Origin of the sequence: Caballeronia sp. LZ003, assembly GCF_031451465.1 — a bacterium.
GTDB lineage: Bacteria > Pseudomonadota > Gammaproteobacteria > Burkholderiales > Burkholderiaceae > Caballeronia.
This window is the reverse complement of record NZ_JARUXJ010000003.1, coordinates 174,200-194,762: the sequence shown is the minus strand read 5'-3', so window position 1 is coordinate 194,762 and position 20,563 is coordinate 174,200. Positions and strand designations below refer to the sequence as shown.

Sequence of the window (20,563 nt, the reverse complement as noted above, 5' to 3'; positions counted from 1 at the left end):
GAGGATGACGCTTATGAAACCAAGCCCGGCACTCCGCCGCTTTCTCTGGTTCGTGCTGCTCTGGTGCGTGGGTGTGGCGGGTACCGCGCTCATTACTTACCCGTTCCACTATCTGGCCGTCAAGGCGATGGGGCATTGACCGAGGCGACGTTCTCGCGCAAAGAGCATCGACAAAACGTCCACACGCAGGCGTATTCGCGTTGCCAAAGCGGCGATCCGGGTTGCGATGCATGCCGGGCGTCTGGATTGCTGGCATCAGGAGATTGCCGCCAAAATCTCCACGCCATCGCCATGACTACCTTGCGCCTGATTCTCGGCGACCAGTTGAACCCCGCGCATAGCTGGTTCGTCGAGCCCGACGCCACCGTGCATTACGTCATGATGGAGGTGCGGCAGGAGACGGATTACGTGCTGCATCACGCGCAGAAGATCATCGCCATCTTCGCGGCGATGCGCCGTTTCGCGGACGGTTTGCGTGAGGCTGGACATCGCGTTCACTATCTGAAGATCGACGATACGGCCAACGAGCACTCCGTTCCCGCGAATCTGGACGCGTTGATTGCGTCGCAGGGAATCGATCGCTTCGAGTATCAGGCACCCGACGAATGGCGGCTCGATCATCAGCTCGACGCGTATGCGAAGGCGCTGCCGATCGCCACGCAAATGGTCGACAGCGAACACTTCTTCACCGGACGCCACGAAACGAAGCAGTTCTTCGACATCCACGGCAAAGGACAATGGCTGATGGAGCGGTTCTATCGGCATATGCGTACCCAGCATGGCGTGCTGATGGAAACGGAGCATCGGCCAGCAGGCGGCCAGTGGAATTACGATCACGACAATCGCCGCGCATGGCATGGCGAACCGCCGCCGCCCGAAGACCCTCGGCCGGTGCATGACCATTCGAAGCTATGGCGCGATATCGTCGCCGCAGGCGTGAACAGCTTCGGCAATCCGCAGGCCGCGCGTATTCGCTGGCCGCTCGATCGTGCAGAAGCGCTCCAGCATCTCGCGCGCTTCATTGAGGAAGCCTTGCCGAACTTCGGCGCATGGCAGGACGCAATGAGCACGCACGAGCCGCGTCTCTTCCACTCGCAGCTTTCGTTCGCGCTCAACACGAAGATGCTCAACCCGCGCGAAGTGGTCGAAGCGGCTGAAGAGGCGTATCGCGCGCACCGTGCCGAATTGCCTTCGGTGGAAGGCTTCATTCGGCAGATCATCGGCTGGCGCGAATACATTCGCGGCGTGTACTGGGCGCAGATGCCGCGCTACGCAAGCAAGAACGTGTTCCGTCACAAGCGCGCGCTGCCGCAGTGGTTCTGGTCCGGCGACACTCGCATGCGTTGCCTGAAGCATGCGGTCGGCCAGTCGCTCGAAGAGGCGCACGCGCATCATATTCAACGGCTGATGATCATCGGCAATTTTGCGTTGCTCGCAGGTCTCTCCGTCCCCGAAGTCTGTGCGTGGTATCTCGGCGTTTATATCGATGCCTTCGAATGGGTCGAATTACCCAACACGCTAGGCATGAGCCAGTTTGCCGACGGCGGCTTGATGGCGAGCAAACCTTATGTTTCGAGCGCCGCGTACATCGACCGCATGAGCGACTACTGTAAAGGCTGCGCATACGACAGAAAAGGCCGCAACGGAGAAGACGCTTGTCCCTTCAACGCGCTCTACTGGGACTTTCTCGCGCGCAACGAGGCGACGCTCGGGCGTAATCATCGGCTTACGATGATCTATAAGCAGTTGAGCCGGATGCCCGATGAAGAACGCGCGGCCATAGCCACGAAAGCGCGTGCGCTGAAGGCGAATCTGGATTCGCTATGATGGCCCGCACGGTGTAACGTTGGCTGGCACGCAGCGCTTGAGAACTGGACTTCACTGGAGACATGACATGAAGCACTTGCCGAGATTCCGGCCTCTGATTTGCGCGACGGCCATCCTGCTCACCGGTTGCGCCACCAGCATGCAGAACGGCACGACGCATCTTAGCCCTGCACAGTGCCGCGATCTGACCGCGCTCAAGAACAATGCGCCGATCACATCCGAGCGTAATCGCAGCGAATTGGCGGCGCTGGAAACGGCGGGCTATCACCCGTCCATGTTTTTCGATCCGTATTACCCCGACGATCTGCAAGCGGCGCAACGTCAGGTGGATCGTTGGTATCAAGTGGAATGTCAGCCGATGCCGCCAAGCTGAAACGCCGCGTGCCGACTCGGGACGAGGGAACGCGCCCGATATAATCAGGTTTTGACAAACGAGGATCTCGCATGAAATTCGTCATTGCTTTGCTTGCTGCTTCGACTCTTGCATCGACTGCATTCGCTGCAAACCCGGTCGACAAGTTGCCGTCGGGTGTCGTCGTCGAACACATCGAGCAAGGAACGGGACCGCAACCTACCGCCGACGACGTCGTGCGCGTGAACTATCGCGGCACGCTCGCGAACGGTACCGAATTCGACGCGTCGGACAAGCACGGCGGCCCGGCCAGCTTCCCGCTCGGTCGCGTGATTCCCTGCTGGACGCAAGGCGTGCAGAAGATGAAAGTCGGCGGCAAGGCCAAGCTGACGTGCCCGGCAGCGACCGCTTACGGCGAACGCGGTATAGGCTCGATTCCGCCGAACAGCGATCTCACGTTCGAGATCGATTTGCTTGGAATCGGAAAGTAAGCCGTTACCAAAATCGCTTAAAGACATGCTGCCTTGCCCGGAAGTTGTCCGGCAAGGCAGCATGCCAGGGCGCTCGCGGCACCGGTCAATCAGGCAGCCGCTTCACGCAACGGCGCCGGCGGAACAACCGTTTCGACACGACCGGTCTTTACGTCATAGACCAAACCCGACACCACTAGATCATCCGGCAACGTCGTATTGGCCTTGAGCGCCGCGACGTCCAGCGCGACTGCCTGGTAGGGCTCGGTAATGGCAAGGGCATCGAGCGCGGAAGGCTCGACGTCGAGATACTGCGCAAGCAGCGCAGGCGCATGCCGATGGCATCCGATGATTCCGCAATCCGTATGCTGAAGCAGCACGAGGTTGCGCCCGCCATTCGGGCGTCCGGCCGCACGCGCCACGACGCTCAGCACGGCCAGCGTTTCGAGCAATGAGCGATTGAGACGCCCGCCCACGTTGCGAATCACCGCCGCTTCGCCTTGTTCCAGCCCAAGCACGGCGGCAGGATCGACACGCGGATCCACACAGCCAACGACAATCGTCCCCAGCGACGGCAGCATCTTCAGTTCAGGCTCGAACCGCGTTTGAACGAAGTGCGCGTTACGTTCCGCGATGAGTTGGTTGAAGTCCATGTCCTTTCTCCTGGCGATCAGGGCAAATAGCCCGATGGTTGTATTCGGTGCGCGGCGCCCGCTCGAGACATACTTTTAGACCATGCCTTCGCGGCTTTAAAGGATCGCCACTATCTGCTCGGCTGCGGCCCGGGCGATTTGCGACGCAATGTTCGTCGTCTCACTCGATGCGAGCGGATGCGGAAATCGCTTGTACCTTAACGTTCCGCGCCGTTACGATCCATGTCGTAGTTGCCACCATTCAGGACATCACACGGCGGGACTAACCATGCATCGGATCGGCTTCATCGTGCCGCAAAGGTTTCAGATGATGAGTCTTGCGGCCTTGACGGCGTTCGAACTGGCGAACCTTCCGCCGACCGGCCCGTACTACGACATTCGTCTGTTGTCCGAACACGGTGGCTTGATCGAGTCGTCGGGTGGCATGACGCTTTCGACGGAGGCTTTCGACGACCCGGCTTTCGACACTGTCATCGTCGGGTCGATCACCGAACTCAAAATGCCTTCATTCGATGCGAATCTGATCGCGTTCGTGCAAGCGGCGGCCAAGGCGTCGAGACGGATTGCTTCCATTTGCAGCGGCGCTTTCGTGCTCGCCGAAGCGGGACTGTTGGACGGACGGCGCGCGACCATGCACTGGGCGCATGCACCCGAATTCAGGGCGCGTTTTCCGGACGTGACGACGGACGAGGACCGGATCTTCATCAACGATGGCCCGGTCTGGACCTCGGCCGGCATGACCGCCGGCATCGATCTCATTCTGGCGCTGATCGACAATGACCTCGGCCCGGATGCCGCGAAGCTCGTCGCCCGGCTTCTCGTGATGCATCAGCGTCGGCTCGGCGGGCAGAAGCAGCATTCCGCGTTGCTCGAGATGACGCCTAGGTCCGATCGTATCGAGTTGGTCGTCGCGCACATTCGCCGCAATCTGCGCAATCCACTCACGGTCGAGGAACTCGCGGCGGTGGCGAACCTTAGCCCGAGGCAATTCAGCCGAGCGTTCATGGCCGAAACGGGTCAGTCGCCGGCCAAGGCCGTTGAACAGATTCGGCTGGAAGCCGCGAGATTCATGATCGAGCAAGGGCGTCACACGATCAACGTGGTCGCCGATGAAACCGGCTTCGCCGACCGCGAACGCATGCGTCGCGCGTTCTTGCGGACCTTTGGCGTACCCGCCGATGTGCTGCGCAGGAACGCACGCAGCGAACTGCGTTGAAAACTAGCTGATCGTCGCTTATGAATGACCGTTCTTTTCATGCAGGCATCGCATTGCTTGACTAATAGCAGCGACATGTCCTTTTATGTTGCGTCGCAACATTTATCGGCCTATCATGGGCCTGTGCATTGCTCGCGGTTCCACTAGCCGCGCTCGCATCGTCAAGTTGCAGTCGACAATCGACAATCGTCAGTAGGCCATCCGCCTAGTTTCCACTATCAAAGGAGCGCCTACATGGCCGCATCTACGTCCGCTTCCCCCCTTCGCGACCTCTCGACCAGCTGGCTCGAAACGCTCTCCGACGCAAGCGAGATGTTCCGCGCGACCTCGCAGGTGGTGGGACATCGCACGGTCCGCATGGCAATGGCGGGACCGTTGCCGAGCGAGCGCGATCAAACCGAATTCAGCCTGATGAGCACCGAAAAGAAAGAAGCCGCGACGGAAGCGTTGCAAGCGCTCGGCTCCGGCTGTCTCAGCCTCGCCATCACGCTCGCCGCCGACACGACGCGGCTCATCTGGGAAGCCTCCTCCGCGACTATCGCGCTGGCATCCAGCCAGACTGCGTCACAATGGCTGGAGCGGCAGGCCGTTTTGCTTGGCGTCGTCAATAATGCGCCGATCAATCCGCTGCGTCTGGCCAATTCGGCCACGCACGTGATCCAGGAAACGCTTGCTCCCATTCACGACCGCGCGACAGCCAATGCCAAACGGCTAGGTGCCTTGTGAGCACCGCGACTGTCCCGTTACGGCGCCGACGTGCCGCCGCGCGCCAGTCGAAAAACGGCGAAGCGAAGGCAGATATCGTGGTGAACCTTCAGGGCGTATCGGAAACGATGCTGTGGACGCTGTATGACCGCGCGTGCGAGGCCAGACGGCCGAACCCCGTGTTGTCCGATCCCGAGAGTTCCAGAATCTGCGCTGCGATCGATTATGACTTCGCGGGACGCTTCGGTGTCCCGGACGGCTCGTTCGCGGCACGCGCCGCCGAAATCGATCATCTGGTCTTGCGCTGGCTCGAAGATCATCCGAATGGCGTAGTCGCTTCGCTGGGCGAAGGCCTTGAAACTCAGGCACACCGTGTCGATAACGGCCGCATGAAGTGGCTCACCGTCGACCTTCCCGCTGCCATCGCGTTTCGGGAGAATTTTTTGCAGCCATCTAAGCGCTTTCGTCACATTGCGGCGAGCGCGCTCGATCCGCTGTGGGCAAAAGAGATCGATTCGGACGGCGATGTGCTGGTCGTCGCTCAAGGCTTGCTGATGTACCTCGACCCGGCGGCGGTGAAGCGCCTGTTCAACGATATCGCCGCGCGCTTTCCCAAAGCCCAGATGATCTTCGATGTCATACCGCAATGGTTTTCGTCGCTGACCATGTGGGGTGTGATGAAAACGCCGTACTATCGCTTACCGCCAATGCCGTGGGGCATCGATACCAACGACATCGAAGCTTGTCTGCGCGCGTGGTCACCGGGCATCGAATCGGTGAGCTTGCTCGAATACCGCGCGCCGCGTGGCTGGCCGAGGCTCGCGGACAACTTGATCCGCATGCATCCGGGCAGCGAAAAGTATCTGCCGTGTCTGGTGCATGTGACGCTGGGCCGGTAGGATTATTTCACTTTCGCTTCGCTTCGGCGTGCAAGTCGCGGGGCGCATGACTCGACACCTGAGTCGTTTTGCCAGTTCCAAACGCCTTCCCAGGCAAACCATCCTCCGTCTACCGATACTTCCTGTGCGCGTCTCCACGGGTGCTGTCGCGGTCCGCGCTGGCAATCGAACGAACTTCCCTCGCTCGTCTACCGCTTGGCCTGCAAGCCACGCAAGCCCTACCGCAAGTCCAACGCGTTCCCCTTCTAGACCGCCTTTTTTGACATTCGGAACGATTCATGCTGATTGTTAAGGATCACCGAGGGTCGTGGTCAGGGGATGTCTCCTGACGCGGTGATTTCGCCGGGCAGAGAGTCGACAGACCCGCCATTGCGCGCCGCCCGTGGCAGGCCCGTCGCGGGTGCTTTTTGGTTTTTTGCGAATACCTCGGGCGCCTTGCCATTGCGCTTGCAACAGACCTTCAACTGGAATCAAGGGACGACATGAACTACAAACCCATGCCTTCGGGTAATGCAGAGCAGCACCCCGCCGATAAAACCGATTCGCTGACAGACGACGAAGTCCAGGAAAAACTGGATAACGGCGACAGTGAGAAGATCGACTCGGTGCTCGACGATCTGGATGTCACGGACAGCCCGGAGCACAAGGATCAGGCAGACAAGCCGGCTACCTAAAATACGACGTCGTAGAGCACGAGAGGCGCTCATTGAAACGCGGGCGCTCGATGTCGCGAATTGCGCGGCGCTTGAGCGTTGCCAAGCGTAAAGCACGGACCAAGCCGAAAACCGAGCGCAAACCGCTTGGCGGCAGCTTTGTCTTCGTGGCGGTGAGGCTTCGATGGCGTATCGAACCATCATTCGCCCCCGGTGCTCAGCCAGCTCGTGCAAATAATCCCTCGCAGCCGGCGCAGAGCGCGCAAACTGCGTGTCTGCGGAAACGTTCTGCGAGCAGCGATCATGCACTCACCCATACATGGCCCACGACCTTTCGTCGAACAAAACCGAGGACTCGACCCGCGCCGGGACGATCTGTTCTTCGCGGCCGCCACCACCACGCGCACGCCGATGCTGGTGGCGGACGCGCGCCTTCCCGACTACCCGATCATTTTTGCCAACGATGCCTTTCGCAAGCTCACGGGTTACACCGACGCCGAGATCTACGGCCGCAATTGCAGGTTTCTACAAGGTCCGGACACCGACCTGACGGCGCTTGCCGATCTCCGCGTCGCGCTGAAAGAAGGCAGAGAGTTTGCCGCCGAAATCCTGAATTATCGAAAGGACAAGACGACATTTTGGAACGAGCTTTTCATTGCGCCCATCTTCACCGAAGAGAACGAACTCGTGTACTTCTTCGCGTCCCAGGTCGATGTGAGCCGCAGGCACGAAGCCGAAGAAGGTCTGCATCAGGCGCGGAAAATGGAAGCGCTCGGTCAACTGGCCGGCGGCGTGGCGCACGATTTCAATAACCTGCTGCAAGTCATGGTCGGTTATGTCGATCTGCTCGACCTCAGCGTCAAGACCGATGCACGCGACGAAACCATCCTGAAGAACATCGCCAAGATTCGCGGCGCGGTCAAAACGGCGTCGTCGCTCACGCAGCAAATGCTGTTGTTCGCGCGCAAGCAGGTGCTGGTCGGGCGCACGGTGAACCTGAACGGCATCTGCGACGACTTGCTGGAACTCGCGCGTCACACGCTCGGCGACACCATTTCAATCCGCACGGAATTTGCCAGTGACTTGCGCAATTGCCAACTGGACGTCGGGCAACTCGAAATGGCCATGCTCAATATCATCCTGAATGCGCGCGACGCATTGAGCGGCCAAACCGACGCGCAAGTGCTCCTGCGCACGGATAACTTCGAACTGACGAAGGCCAATTCAACAGGCCTCGTCGATCTACCCGAAGGACGCTACGTCACGCTATCCATCACCGACAACGGCACGGGCATGACGCCGGAAGTCGCCGGCAAGGTGCTGACGCCGTTCTTTACCACCAAGGGCCGTGGCAAGGGCACGGGGCTTGGCTTGAGCATGGTGGCTTCGTTCGCGCGTCAGACAGGCGGCGCGCTCACCATATCGTCCGACTACGGCGTCGGCTCGACGCTCACGTTCTATTTCCCCTCGGTGGATGTGGCCGAGGAGGCGTCGCAAGACACCTCGCACGTGATCAGCCAAAGAGGAACCGAGAAAGTACTGATCGTGGATGACCGGCGCGACGTGGGCGAAGTCGCGCAAGCCATGCTCGACGAAATGGGCTATTCGACGAAGCTCGCGCTCAACGCAGCGGACGCGCTGGCCATTCTCGCATCCGACGAAGCATTCGATTTGCTCTTCACGGACTTCGTGATGCCGGGTGCCTTGACCGGCGCGGGACTCGCGCGCGAAGCCAAGCGTCTGAAGCCCGAACTGCGTGTACTGGTGGCGACGGGCTACGCCGAAACCATCGAGGATATCGCCGATGCAAATGGCGTGCGCTTCAAGGTCATCCACAAGCCTTATCGTCAGGCCGATCTTGCACGCGAAGTACGCCTGGTGCTGGACGACCCGCGCTGGCGATAACGTCGCCGTGCCTATCCGCTAAAACCGTTCGATCCTGCACGACCTCCCCCGCTTCAGATGCGACGCTCACGTCATGGCAGCAACGCTATCAACGTCCGGGAGTCGTCATGGCAGATCATCGGAAAGTGCAAGGCATCGAGCTCTACGACAGCCCGGCAGGCGGCTGGGGCGCGCTCAACGCCACCGCGCGCGCCGTGCGGCAGCAAATGGACGCCTTCAAGGCGCCGCTCACGCTCTTGCGCACCAATCAGCCCGACGGCTTCGACTGCCCCGGCTGCGCGTGGCCGGATAAGGAGCATCGCTCGACATTCCAGTTCTGCGAGAACGGCGCCAAGGCCGTGACTTGGGAAGCCACCAAGAAGCGCGTCCCGCCTGAATTCTTCGCCAGACACACCGTCACGTCTTTGCTCGAATCGTCCGACTACGACCTCGAAAACGAAGGCCGCCTGACGCATCCGATGGCCTACAACAAGACCACGGACAAATACGAGGCCATCGAATGGGACGCCGCGTTCAAGCGCATCGGCGAAGTCATGCGTTCGCTCGCCTCGCCGGATGAAGCCGAGTTCTACACGTCGGGGCGCGCATCGAACGAAGCCGCCTTCCTGTACCAGCTTTTCGCACGCGAATACGGCAGCAACAACTTCCCCGACTGCTCGAACATGTGCCACGAAGCGACGAGCGTCGGCTTGCCGCAATCGATCGGCATCGGCAAGGGAACGGTCTCGCTCGAAGACTTCGATCATTGCGAACTGCTCATCGCGATGGGACACAATCCCGGCACGAACCATCCTCGCATGATGGGCACGCTGTGGGAAATGGCGCGGCGCGGCGTGCCCATCATCGTGTTCAATCCGTTGCGCGAGCGCGCGCTGGAACGTTTCGCCGATCCCCAAGACGCCGTCGAAATGGCCACCATGCGTTCGACGGACATCGCCTCTTCGTACTATCAGGTGAAAGTGGGCGGAGATGCGGCGGCGCTCAAGGGCATTCAGAAGGCAATCATCGCGCTCGACGACGCCGTCGATGCCGATGGCACCGTCATCGACCATGAGTTCATCCGAGGCCACACGAACGGCTACGAAGCCTTCGTCGCCGATCTGCACGCCACCGAATGGGCCGATATCGAGAAAGCCAGCGGCCTCACGCGCGACGAACTCGAACTCGTCGCGCGCGCCTACGTGAAGTCGAACGCGACCATCGTCACGTATGGCATGGGGATTACGCAGCACAGCAAGGGCACGGCCAACGTGCATCAGATCGCCAATCTGCTGTTCATGCGCGGCAACTTCGGCAAGCCGGGCGCGGGCATCTGTCCGTTGCGCGGACATTCGAACGTGCAGGGCAATCGCACGGTCGGCATCACCGAAAAGCCGCCCGCCGACATGCTCACGCGCATGGAAGCGACTTACGGCTTCGTGCCGCCTAAGGCGCATGGGCACGACGCCGTGCGCGCGATTCAGGCCATTCTCGATGGCAAATCTAAGGCGCTGTTTTGTCTGGGCGGCAATTTCTCGGTCGCCCTGCCCGACTCGACCAAATGCTTCGCCGCCATGCGCAAGCTCGATCTTGCCGTGCACATCAACACCAAGCTCAATCGCAATCACCTTCTCACGGGCAAGGAATCGTTCATCTTCCCTTGTCTCGGGCGCACGGAGATGGACGAGCAGGCGAGCGGCGCGCAAGCCGTGACCGTCGAGGATTCGATGTCGATGGTGCATGCCTCGCGCGGCAAGCTGCCGCCCGCGTCGCCTTCGTTGCGCTCGGAGCCTGCGATCATCGCGGGCATTGCGCAGGCGACGCTCTTGCATAGCAAAGTGCGCTGGCTCGACATGATTGCCGACTACGACCTCATCCGCGATGGCATCGAAGCCGTATTCCCAGGCTTCGAGCGCTTCAACGAGCGGATTCGCATACCGGGCGGTTTCCGCCTGCCCTTGCCGCCGACCGAACGCGTGTGGACGACGCCATCGGGCAAAGCGGAGTTCATCACGTTTGGCGGACTGAACGAAGAGAACGCGCTCGAAGCCGACGACGTGCTCAAGCTCACGACCTTGCGCAGCCACGACCAATACAACACGACGATCTACGGACTCGACGACCGCTATCGCGGCGTGTTCGGCCGTCGCGATGTGATCTTCATGAACGAAGCGGACATGGCCGTGCAGCAGCTCGAACATGGAGATGTCGTCGATGTCGAAACGGCCCTGCCTGGCCATGCCAACGATGGCACGCAGAAGCTCGCGGGCTTCACGGTCATCGCGTACAAGATCGCTCGCGGCTCCATCGGGGCTTATTATCCCGAGGCGAACGTGCTGGTGCCGCTCGACTACATCGACAAGGAAAGCGGCACACCATCGTACAAGTCGGTGCCTGTGCGCATAGCGAAAGCAGCGGCCGCCTAATCCGATGCCTGCGTCCCGAAGCCCGCCGACAAGCCGCTCGCCCGCAGCACGCGCGCCTGCACCGCGCGCTCGACGACACTCTTGCCGCCCGCGCTCGCGATCGTGAGAAAACGCCGCGCCCGAGTAATGCCGGTATAGACCAGCTCGCGCGTCAGCACGGGGCTCAAGCGCTCGGGCAGCACGAGCGCCGCATGCGTGAACTCGGAGCCTTGCGACTTGTGCACCGTGAGCGCGAAGACGGTCTCCACGGCTTGCAGACGGCTTGGCAGCACCCAGCGAATGCGTTCGCTGCCATCGCCCGCGGCGAAGGCTACGCGCAGGCTCCAGGTGCCATCGTGCACCGGCAAGGCAAGCGTGATGCCGATATCGCCGTTCATGAGCCCAAGCTCGTAATCGTTGCGCGTCACGAGCACCGGGCGGCCGAGATACCACTCCGCGTTCGCGGCAATCAAGCCTTCCTCGTGCAGCATGCGTGCAATGCGCTTGTTCAGCCCTTCCACGCCCCACGCGCCGCGACGCAGCGCGCACAGCAACTGAAACGCGTCGTGAGCGTGAAGCACCGCGCGCGCCCATGCGTCGAAGGCGGCGGCGGCGGCGTCGTGGGCGGGCTGCCGCTCGCGCATCGTTTGCAGATAATGCCGATAACCCTGACGCTCCGATACTTCGCTGGCGTGCCCCGCCGTGCCTTCCACGGCGAGCGCCTTCAGCACCGCGTCGCTATCCGGCGGACATTCGACGAAGGCGAGATCGTCGTGGCCATGCGACCAGACTTTCTGGACTTCGAGCGCATCGCCCTTGTTGACCGCATCGGCGAGTTGCCCGATACCGCTCGCCGCCGAGAAGCGATGACTCACCCGCAGCATCGCGATGGATTGGTCGAGCGCGCTGCCGTTCGCATCGATGTATTCGCCGTCTAAATGCTCGCCCGTCGCCGCTTCGATCCACGCTTGCGTTGCGGGCGTGTAATGCGCCTTCGATGCGCGTCTGCACAATTCGCCGAGTACCGCGCCCGCTTCGACGGACGCAAGCTGGTCCTTGTCGCCGAGCAGGATCAGGCGCGCGTCCGGCGGCAGCGCGGCGAGCACGGCGTTCATCATCTCCAGATCGACCATGGAGGCTTCGTCGATTACGAGGACATCGAGCGACAGCAAATTCTCCGCATGATGCCGAAAGCGCCGCGAATCCGGCACCGTTCCGAGCAAGCGATGCAACGTGGTCACGGCGACGGGGATCGCCGCGCGGATGTCGGCGCCGTTCGCGAAGGCATCGAGCGGCAGTCGCGCGACCGCGCCCGCGATCGATTCGTTCAGACGCGCGGCGGCCTTCCCCGTTGGTGCGGCGAGGCGAATGCGCAACGCGCGCGCGTCGCCGCCCGTGGCAAGCGCCTGTGCCTGCAATAACGCCAGTAGCTTGACGACGGTCGTGGTCTTGCCCGTGCCCGGCCCGCCCGTCACGATGCTGAAGGCGCTTTTGGCGGCGAGCGCGCAGGCGATCTTCTGCCAGTCGGTCGCCGCCGATGCGGAGGAAAACAGCGTGTCGAGCGCGGCACGCAACGCGGCTGCATCGGGCGCGTTCGCGGAGGCATCGAGCCGTTCGCGAATGGCGCGGCACACGTCCTGTTCGTAGCGCCAGTAGCGCCGCAGATAAAGCCGCGTGCCGGTGAACACGAGCGGCGTCGCACCCGCGCCATGGCCGACGAGCGCGGCATGCGTCAGCGCTTCCTGCCAGCGCGCGAGTGTCACGCCTTCGAGCACTTTGGATGGCAGCAGGTCTTTTTCCTCGTCGTCGCTCGCGTCCGGGTCGAGATGGCCATCGGGCGGCAACGAGAGCACGAAGCCGGGATCGGCCAGCGTCGCGACGAGATCGAGGCAGGCGTGTCCGCGTCCGAGTTGATGGCTCGCCAAAGCCGCCGCGAGGATCAGCAGACCGTGCGCGTCGGCGGCTTCGCGGGCGAGGAAACGAGCGAATGCGGCATCGACTTCACGCAGCCAACCACGCTTTACCCAGGCATCGAGCAGATGCGCGGTGTCTTCGGTCGTATCGAAGACGGATTGCGTGGGTTCGCTCTCTTCGAAGGAAAATTCGGCTTGCGTGCCGGACGGCAAAAGGCTCATTCCCACTCCGTTTCTGCGATGACAGCGCGGGCCTCGCCCATGAACAACGCGTCGAGTTGCTCGATCAGCGCGCGTGGCGGACGTTCGGCGTAGAGACCTTGAGTCGGGGCGTCGAGGCCGCGCACGAAGAGATAAACCGCGCCGCCGATATGCTCGTCGTAGTCGTAATCCGGCTGACGCGCCTTGAGCAGCCGATGCAACGCAAGCGTGTAAAGCACGAACTGCAGGTCGTACCGCGAGCGCAGCATCTGCGCGCGAATGCGCTCGGTCGTGTAGGCCGAATCGTCCGAACCGAGCCAGTTCGACTTATAGTCCGCCACGTAATAGCGCCCTTCGTGCTCGAACACGAGGTCCATGAAGCCCTTCAGCATGCCGTTGAGTTGCGCGTGTTCGAGCGTGGGCCGCGCGGCACCGCCGGCCGTATGCGCGCACACGAGCCGGTCGACGGCGGTCGTGTCGACGTGCCGCGCCTCGAACCAGAACTCCATTTCGGCGAGCGACGTGTCGAGGTCCGCCAGCGCAATGGCAGTCGCGCGCATGCCGTGCGCGGCCTTCACGACGAAACGCGTCGATACGATCTTCAAGATCCACGCGGTGAGCGGCGCGATCCAGCGCTCCCAGCCACGCACGGCGCAGCGCCGCGCGACGAGTTCGCGTAACGCGGCGGGGTCGTCGGCGGTGTGTTGGAAGCCTTGTTGCGCGGCCCATTCCAGCAAGTCGTGCAAGAAGCTGCCTTGCTCCGAGCCACGCGGAAAGTCATGCAGCGTGCGTCCGGACGATGACACCGCGCGCGGTGCATCGGCGTCTTCTTCCTGCGACGCTTCGCTTTGCGCATCGCGCGTTTCGATGAAGACGTCTTCGACCGGCGTATCCGGCGCGGCATGCGTGCCGCTCGACGTCTTGAGACTCGAATAGCTCGCAATCCACCAGGCTTCGCGCACCACGCGCACCGACTTGCGGGCGTCGCTGGCGAGCGCGGTTTCGGCACGCGCGGCAAGGCGCTCGGCGCGAGCCTCGGGCGCGGGCAAAACCGCGATATTCGCCGATGCCCCGAACACATCGCTCAGCCGGTCGAATAATTCGGCCGGGACGACAGGCTCCCGCCCGCCCGTCAAATAACCGATGGCGCTGCGTTCGAGCGCTTCGAGCGGCGCCATGCCGATCCACGTCGCATAGCGCGCGCGCGTCAGCGCCACGTATAACTTGCGCAGGTCTTCCCCGAGGCGTTCGTCGTCGGCCTTGACGAGGATGTCTTCGTCGCCGTCGAGCGTAACGTTGAGCTCGCCGGTTTCATCGTGCCATTTCAAGGGCAGATCCTTCGGCGTCACCGCACGATGCGCGCACGCAAAAGGCAGAAACACGAGCGGATACTCCAGCCCCTTCGACTTGTGGATGGTCACCACCTTGACGAGATCGCCGTCGCTTTCCAGACGCATCTGGCGCGCATCGCCGCCGCTGCCTTCGAGCGCCGCCTCGTGTTCTTCTACCAAATGCCGGATCAACCCGTGCTCGCCTTCGATCAGCACGCTTGCCTGTTGCAGCAGTTCGGCCAGATGCAGCAGGTCGGTCAGCACGCGCTCGCCGTTGCCGGCTTGCAGTTCGAAAAGACGCGCGGGCACGTCGAAGTCGTTGAGAAGGCGCCGCAGCATCGGCAAGACGCCCTGACGCCGCCAGCTTTCGCGATAGCCGCGAAATTGCAGCACGCACGCTTCCCATTGCGTTTCGTTGCTGAAGAGCGCGTCGAGTTCGCCGAAGTCGAGTCCGAGCGTCGGCGTGGAAAGCGCGGCGCGCACGAGCCGTCCGTCTTCCGGTTCGGCGCAGGCGGCAAGCCAATGCACGAGTTCGCCCGCCTGGTCACTCGCGAATACCGAGTCCTTGTCCGACAGATACACCGAACGCACGCCGCGCGCGCGCAACTCCCGCCGGATGGCTTCGGCTTCGGTGCGGTTGTTGACGAGCACGGCGAGATCGGCGGGAGAGAGCGAACGGCGGCCACGCGATCCCTCGAAGCCCGCTTCGCCGCGCTGCCCAAGGTTGAGCAAACGCACAATTTCGCTTGCGCAGCCCGGCGCCATCCGCTGAATGTAGGCGGTCTTGCTCGTCGGCTTGCCGTCGTCGCTGGGCGGCAGGCACCAGACGGTGAGCGCGCGTGGCGTTTCGCCATCGATGACGAACGCATCGTCGCGGCCTTGCGCGCTCACGTTGATGAACGGCACCGGGTTGTCGTCGCCGCTGCGAAACAGGAACGCGCCTTCGCCATCCGCGCGCGCTTCGGCCATGTCGAAGCAATGGTTGGCGGCATCGACCATGGCGGCCGTCGAGCGGAAGTTCTTCGCGAGCGTGAAGAGTTGCGTGCCCGGCGCACGGCGCGCGGCGAGGTACGTGTAGATGTCCGCGCCGCGGAAAGCGTAGATGGCCTGCTTCGGGTCGCCGATCATGATGAGCGCCTGTCCCGCGTCTTGCGCGTGATAGACGGCATCGAAGATACGGTACTGGACGGGATCGGTATCCTGGAACTCGTCGATCAGCGCGACCGGAAACTGATGACGAATGACTTCGGCAAGACGCGCGCCGTTCGCGCCATGCAACGCGGCATCGAGCCGCGCGAGCAGATCGTCGAAGCCCATTTGCGCGCGCCGTGCCTGTTCGCCCGCAAAGCGCTCTGCGACCCAACGCGCCGCGTGCGTGAGAATCTCGGTGCGGCTCGCTTCGAGTGCGATGAGATCGGCCTGCAAGGTCAGCATGGCTTCGAAGGCTTCATGCGACGGCGGCTCGCCTTCGCAATGCTCCGCGAGCGCGGTGGGCGTAAGCCGCGACCACGCGGTGCTCGTCAGATCGGGCATGAGCGCGTGCGGGTCGTGCGCCCATTCGACGAGCGTCCTGAGCCAGCGGTCGCAATCGCTTTTGCCGTAACTGCGCGGCTTGAACCGCTTGGCAAGCCGCGCCTGATCGATCAACTCGCCCATGATCTCGGGCCACGTCTTCCACGGCTCCTTGATCTGCGCGAGACGCAAGGCGCGCGCATCGAGCACATCGGCGGGAGCTTGCGCATCGGGCAAACGCTCGGCTAGGTCGATGAGATTGCGCAGCGTCTTTTGCAACTCGCGCGGACCGGATACCCACGTGGCCACCGTTTCCGCGCGGCGTTCGTCGAGCGGCGCTAAAAACGTGCGCCAGTAATCTCGCACGACTTGCGCCAGCAGATCGCTTTGATCGGTTTCGAGCGTCTGATCGAAGAGGCTGTCGCTATCGAACGCATGCTCGCGCAGCATGCGGTTGCACCACGCGTGAATGGTCGACACCGCCGCCTCGTCCATCCATTCGGCCGCGAGTTGGAGCCGGCGCGCGCAGGCAGGCCACGCTTCAGGCTCGTATTCTTCGCGCAAGGCGTGCAGCAGGTCTTCGTCGCCAGGGTCGAACGCTTCGATTTCGCTTGCGTCTTGCTGGAAGTAGCGCGCCGCTTCGGTCAGACGCGCGCGGATACGGTCGCGCAGTTCCTTGGTCGCGGCATCGGTGAAGGTGACGACGAGGATCTCGGGCGGCGTGAGCGGGCGCGCCGCGTCGTTGCCGGGATCGTGGCCGAGCACGAGCCGCACATACAGCATGGCGATGGTGAAAGTCTTGCCCGTGCCCGCGCTCGCCTCGATCAGACTGCGCCCCGCAAGCGGAAAACGCAGTGGATCGAGCGGCTGGACGGTCTGCGAATCGAATGCGTTCATGCCTTGGCAGCCTTCTCTTTCTTGACCACGGTGGAGACGAGCGGGTCGAGCAGATGCTCCGCCAGTTCCACGAATTCGCCGCTTGCCGCGAGCGCGGCGAAGTGGGGATACGCACGCAGCAGCGAGGCATTTTTCTGCACTTCGCCCTTGTTGTAGTCGTCGCCTTCGTACTTGCGGCGCGCGGCGCCGTGCGCTTCGGCGGGCTCGATGCGATGTTTGAAAAGCCACTCGAGCGCGGATTCCAGCGCGAACGGCAGCGGCCGCGTCATGCCGCGCTCCCAGACCTGCAGAAGCGTGGTCATATGCCGCCGCGCCACGCTCACTTCGAGCGGCGCGAATTCGACGACGCCCTTCTTGCTGACGATCACGGTCGTTACCTCGTGTCCGTCGAGATTCGCCGCGAGGTGTTCCACCCATGCGCCCGTGAGCCTTGCATACCGATACGCCTTGCCCGAAACGAGTTCGCGCGTTTCCATGATGAGGCGTGCCTCGCGGCCATCGGCGTCGGCGCGCCAGTTGCCGAGCCAATCCGCGAGCGCGAGCGTCTGCGTCGCGCCTTCGATCGTGAAGCGCACTTCGCGATCGCGCTCCATAGCCACCGGCCAGCGCTCGACCTCCTTGCGCCACGCTTCGAAGAGCTTGTCCATCGGTTCGAGCAGCTTGCCGCTCGCGATGTCGCCGAAGCCGCCCGTCGCCAGATCGCCACGGCGGCGGATCATCGCCATGCGGGTTTCGCGGGCTTCTTCCAGCGCGCCTTCTTGCAACGCGCCCGTTTCGTTCAATATCGATGCCTGCGCGCGGATCAGTTCGTCCTGAAGCTTCCAGATGGCGAGCGCATCGAGCTCGAAAGGCTCGTCGTCCTCGCTCGCCATCTGCTCCACTTCGAACGACACGCGCAGACGTTGCCGGAAGAACTGGCGCACCGGATTCTTCAGAAAGTCGGCGAGTTCGCGCAGCGTGAGCGGCTCTTCGCGCACGAGCGGCGCGAGCGTTGCAAGCGGCGTGTCATCGGATTGGGCGTGCCCCGGTCGGCTTGACGCCCGCCATTCGGCCGCATAGGTAAAGAGCGGCGATGCCTCGTCGTCCGCGTTGAAGTAGTCCGCGCTGAACGGTTGCAGGCGATGCTCCACGGTCAGCGCATTCACGAGCGATGCGTCTTCGTCGAAGAGACGCCAGCCTTGCGCCAGATGATCGCGCAGTTGCCCGATCAGCACCGAGGGCGGCCGCTCGCTGTTGTCGTTGATGCTGCGCCCGACCCACGAAACATACAGATGGTCGCGCGCCGACAACACCGCTTCGAGCAGCAGATAACGGTCGTCCTCGCGACGCGAGCGGTCGCCCGGCCGGTAGTAGCCGCGCATCAGGTCGAAGTCCATCGGCACGCGCGCGCGCGGATAGTCGCCGTCGTTCATGCCGAGCAGGCAGACGTGACGGAACGGAATGGCGCGCATCGGCATGAGGGTCGCGAAGGTCACCGCACCCGCGAAGAAGCGCTGCGACAGCGCGCCCTGGTCGAGTTGCGAAAGCCAGTAGTCGCCGACGACGGAAAGCGGCAATTCATCGTCGAGGCCCGCTTCGTTGCAGGTGTCGAGCCAGTCCTGCAGCACGTTGTCGAGACGCGCGAACGTGTAGGCGTCTTCGGCGTCGTCGCTCTCGAAGAACGCGACGCGCAGCGCGCGCAGGCGTTCACACCAGACAGGCACGGTGGCCGGCTCGCGCAGACTGCGCCAGGTGTGATCGAGCGCATCCAGAAGGCGCACGAGCGGCCCGAGCAACGCGGCATCAAGGCCGCCGACTTCGCCGAACGGTTCGATGTTGTTCCACGCTTGCGCATCGCTGCCGACGGCGTAGCCGAGCAGCATGCGGCGCAACCCGAACGCCCACGTATGCGGCGCGGCGCTTGCCTGATCGCGCGGCAAGCCGAGACTCGCGCGCTGTTCGGCATGCAGACCCCAGCGCACGTTGGCGCCGCGAATCCACGAACGCAGACGCGGCAAATCGCTTTCCTCCATGCCGAACCGGCGGCGCAACGCGGGCACGTCGAGCAGATCGAGCAGATCGCTCACCGCGAAGCGCGATTGCGGCAGGCCGAGCAACGCCTCGAGCGCGCCGAGCAGCGGATCGGCGGCGCGCTGTCCGCGATCGGCCACGCTGAATGGAATGTAGCGCGGATCGCTGCGCTCGAAGAGACCGAACACCGCCTGAATATGCGGCGCGTAGGTTTCGATATCCGGCACCATCACGATGATGTCGCGCGGCCTCAATTGCGGGTCCGCATTGAACGCGGCGAGCAACTGATCGTGCAGGATCTCGACCTCGCGCTGCGGGCTATGCGCGATATGAAAGCGTATCGACGTATCGAACTCCGGGTCTACTTCGGGCCAGTGGTCGCGGCTTTCCCGCACCGGCCGAAGGTCGCGGATATCGTCCTGCAACTGCTGCAGCATGGTGTCGGCTTCGCGCTCTTCGAAGAGATCGATACGCTGCCCGATACTCGCGAATTGCGGGCTATAGCTCTCGCGCGCCTCGGCGCTGTCGAATTCGTCAAGCAAGCCGATGAAGTCGCGTCCCTGCTTGCCCCACGACGCAAGCAGCGGATGCGCATGCAGATGCAACTGTTCCGGCTGCAATTCGGCGGGCGCGCCTTCGCGACGCGTCTGCCGCGCGTGCGAGGCGCGCAGCAATTCCTTGTCGGGCACGATGTCGGCCCAGTAATGCGCGCACGGATTCGGCACGCACATGAGCACCTGCGACCAGCGCGACAACGCCGCCAGCGCTTCCAAGGACTGACGCGGCAGACTCGATATGCCGAACACCACGATGCGGCGCGGCAGGCCCGCCGGCCGCTTGCCTTCCGGCCAGCTCGATGCGCGCTGCATGAAGGCCTCGTGGACCGCCGCGCGGCCGCCGAGCGACGAGATTTCGTTGGGATTGTCCTGCGGGCTTTGTTCGACATCGGCCAGCAGCGCGCGCCAGAGCGCCGCCTGCCAGCGCTGTTCGGCGGGTAGCGCATGCGCCTGCCCGCGCGCGTCGATCACGACATCCTTGCCCGAGGCCCACTTCGCGAGCCAGTCCGCGCGATACATCTGATACTGATCGAACAGATCGGCAATGCGCTCGGCCAGTTGAAAGCGCTTGCGGCGATCGTCGTCATGACGGATGAAGCGCCGCAGCGGTTCGAATTCCTCGCGCCCGACGAGCGCGGGCACCACGCGCATGAGCCGCCAGACGACGCGCGCCTTGTCGAACGGCGAGACTTCCGCGACCGCGTCCGCGCCCAGCACCGCGCGATACGCTTGCCAGATGAAGCGCGAAGGCAGGCTGATATCGAGCGCGGCGGCGATACCGCAACCGCCCTCGCCGCTCGCGGCATCGACATGCGCGGCGAGCGCCAGCTTGAGCCACTGCGCGATACCGTTGCTTTGCACGAGGATGATCTCGTTTTCCAACGGGGCGAGCGGATAGCGCTTCATCCACTCGACGAGCAGATCGCGCAGCCGCTCGGAGCGGTTGCCGTGGATGAGCATGAGCCCCGGCGACAGCGAATTCGGCTTCAAAAAAGGCTCCGTGAAGAGTTCGACGGCGACAAGACATCGATTCTAAGCGACGCGGCCAGCGGCCCGCGCGCATGGGTAACCTCCAAAC

The 20,563-nt window shown here is 63.0% G+C and carries 14 protein-coding genes; 10 read left to right on the top strand and 4 right to left on the bottom strand.

The window, feature by feature from the left end; genetic code table 11:
* Positions 1–13 precede the first annotated feature (13 nt).
* The 4 genes from QCE79_RS18945 (at position 14) to QCE79_RS18930 (ending at position 2,670) form a co-directional block, all read left to right on the top strand.
* Positions 14–139 carry a hypothetical protein gene (locus QCE79_RS18945; RefSeq protein ID WP_255784860.1) on the top strand — a complete coding sequence of 42 codons (126 nt, stop codon included), beginning with the start codon at positions 14–16 and terminating at the stop codon, positions 137–139.
* A gap of 152 nt (positions 140–291) precedes the next feature.
* On the top strand, positions 292–1,827 hold the full coding sequence (locus QCE79_RS18940) for a cryptochrome/photolyase family protein (protein ID WP_309846875.1): 1,536 nt from the start codon (positions 292–294) through the stop codon (positions 1,825–1,827).
* A 67-nt stretch (positions 1,828–1,894) separates the two neighbouring features.
* Positions 1,895–2,200: a DUF4148 domain-containing protein gene (locus tag QCE79_RS18935; RefSeq protein WP_244830928.1), complete on the top strand. Its 306-nt coding sequence runs from the start codon at positions 1,895–1,897 to the stop codon at positions 2,198–2,200.
* 71 nt (positions 2,201–2,271) lie between these two features.
* Complete coding sequence (locus tag QCE79_RS18930) at positions 2,272–2,670, top strand: FKBP-type peptidyl-prolyl cis-trans isomerase (protein WP_309846871.1); 399 nt, start codon at positions 2,272–2,274, stop codon at positions 2,668–2,670.
* A gap of 89 nt (positions 2,671–2,759) precedes the next feature.
* On the opposite strand, the gene QCE79_RS18925 is transcribed toward QCE79_RS18930, so the two are convergent.
* On the bottom strand, positions 2,760–3,302 hold the full coding sequence (locus QCE79_RS18925) for a carbonic anhydrase (protein WP_309846868.1): 543 nt from the start codon (positions 3,300–3,302) through the stop codon (positions 2,760–2,762).
* A 268-nt stretch (positions 3,303–3,570) separates the two neighbouring features.
* Between QCE79_RS18925 and QCE79_RS18920 the strand changes: the two genes are divergently transcribed.
* The 6 genes from QCE79_RS18920 (at position 3,571) to QCE79_RS18895 (ending at position 11,085) form a co-directional block, all read left to right on the top strand.
* The gene (locus QCE79_RS18920; protein ID WP_250527587.1) at positions 3,571–4,518 is read left to right on the top strand and encodes a GlxA family transcriptional regulator; all 948 of its coding nucleotides are present in this window, start codon (positions 3,571–3,573) and stop codon (positions 4,516–4,518) included.
* 234 nt (positions 4,519–4,752) lie between these two features.
* Positions 4,753–5,244, top strand: a complete 492-nt coding sequence (locus QCE79_RS18915) for a polyhydroxyalkanoate granule-associated phasin (RefSeq protein ID WP_250469213.1) — start codon at positions 4,753–4,755, stop codon at positions 5,242–5,244.
* Positions 5,241–6,122 (top strand): class I SAM-dependent methyltransferase, encoded by an 882-nt coding sequence (locus tag QCE79_RS18910; RefSeq protein WP_309846862.1) that lies wholly within the window; start codon positions 5,241–5,243, stop codon positions 6,120–6,122. The genes QCE79_RS18915 and QCE79_RS18910 overlap by 4 nt, the downstream gene beginning before the upstream one ends.
* 482 nt (positions 6,123–6,604) lie before the next feature.
* The gene (locus tag QCE79_RS18905; protein ID WP_244830934.1) at positions 6,605–6,796 is read left to right on the top strand and encodes a hypothetical protein; all 192 of its coding nucleotides are present in this window, start codon (positions 6,605–6,607) and stop codon (positions 6,794–6,796) included.
* A 282-nt stretch (positions 6,797–7,078) separates the two neighbouring features.
* Positions 7,079–8,680, top strand: a complete 1,602-nt coding sequence (locus tag QCE79_RS18900; protein WP_250494479.1) for a histidine kinase famiy protein — start codon at positions 7,079–7,081, stop codon at positions 8,678–8,680.
* A gap of 107 nt (positions 8,681–8,787) precedes the next feature.
* A complete protein-coding gene (locus QCE79_RS18895; RefSeq protein ID WP_309846859.1) occupies positions 8,788–11,085 on the top strand; it encodes an FdhF/YdeP family oxidoreductase in 2,298 nt (765 codons plus the stop codon).
* On the opposite strand, the gene recD is transcribed toward QCE79_RS18895, so the two are convergent.
* Genes recD through recC form a run of 3 tightly spaced genes read right to left on the bottom strand, consistent with a single transcriptional unit; the run spans position 11,082 to position 20,475 of the window.
* Positions 11,082–13,199: an exodeoxyribonuclease V subunit alpha gene (gene recD / locus QCE79_RS18890; protein WP_309846857.1), complete on the bottom strand. Its 2,118-nt coding sequence runs from the start codon at positions 13,197–13,199 to the stop codon at positions 11,082–11,084. The genes QCE79_RS18895 and recD overlap by 4 nt on opposite strands.
* On the bottom strand, positions 13,196–16,918 hold the full coding sequence (gene recB / locus QCE79_RS18885) for an exodeoxyribonuclease V subunit beta (protein WP_309846854.1): 3,723 nt from the start codon (positions 16,916–16,918) through the stop codon (positions 13,196–13,198). Before recB ends, recD begins: the two co-directional genes overlap by 4 nt.
* Entirely contained in the window at positions 16,915–20,475 is a 3,561-nt protein-coding gene (gene recC / locus QCE79_RS18880; RefSeq protein ID WP_309846852.1) for an exodeoxyribonuclease V subunit gamma, read from the bottom strand. The genes recB and recC overlap by 4 nt, the downstream gene beginning before the upstream one ends.
* Positions 20,476–20,563: the final 88 nt, after the last annotated feature.

Coding starts and splice junctions, on each gene's coding strand:
- recD (WP_309846857.1), bottom strand. CDS start 13,199: ATGAGCCTTTTGCCGTCCGGCACGCAAGCCGAATTTTCCTTCGAAGAG.
- QCE79_RS18915 (WP_250469213.1), top strand. CDS start 4,753: ATGGCCGCATCTACGTCCGCTTCCCCCCTTCGCGACCTCTCGACCAGC.
- QCE79_RS18900 (WP_250494479.1), top strand. CDS start 7,079: ATGCACTCACCCATACATGGCCCACGACCTTTCGTCGAACAAAACCGA.
- QCE79_RS18935 (WP_244830928.1), top strand. CDS start 1,895: ATGAAGCACTTGCCGAGATTCCGGCCTCTGATTTGCGCGACGGCCATC.
- QCE79_RS18905 (WP_244830934.1), top strand. CDS start 6,605: ATGAACTACAAACCCATGCCTTCGGGTAATGCAGAGCAGCACCCCGCC.
- QCE79_RS18940 (WP_309846875.1), top strand. CDS start 292: ATGACTACCTTGCGCCTGATTCTCGGCGACCAGTTGAACCCCGCGCAT.
- QCE79_RS18925 (WP_309846868.1), bottom strand. CDS start 3,302: ATGGACTTCAACCAACTCATCGCGGAACGTAACGCGCACTTCGTTCAA.
- QCE79_RS18930 (WP_309846871.1), top strand. CDS start 2,272: ATGAAATTCGTCATTGCTTTGCTTGCTGCTTCGACTCTTGCATCGACT.
- QCE79_RS18920 (WP_250527587.1), top strand. CDS start 3,571: ATGCATCGGATCGGCTTCATCGTGCCGCAAAGGTTTCAGATGATGAGT.
- recB (WP_309846854.1), bottom strand. CDS start 16,918: ATGAACGCATTCGATTCGCAGACCGTCCAGCCGCTCGATCCACTGCGT.
- QCE79_RS18945 (WP_255784860.1), top strand. CDS start 14: ATGAAACCAAGCCCGGCACTCCGCCGCTTTCTCTGGTTCGTGCTGCTC.
- QCE79_RS18895 (WP_309846859.1), top strand. CDS start 8,788: ATGGCAGATCATCGGAAAGTGCAAGGCATCGAGCTCTACGACAGCCCG.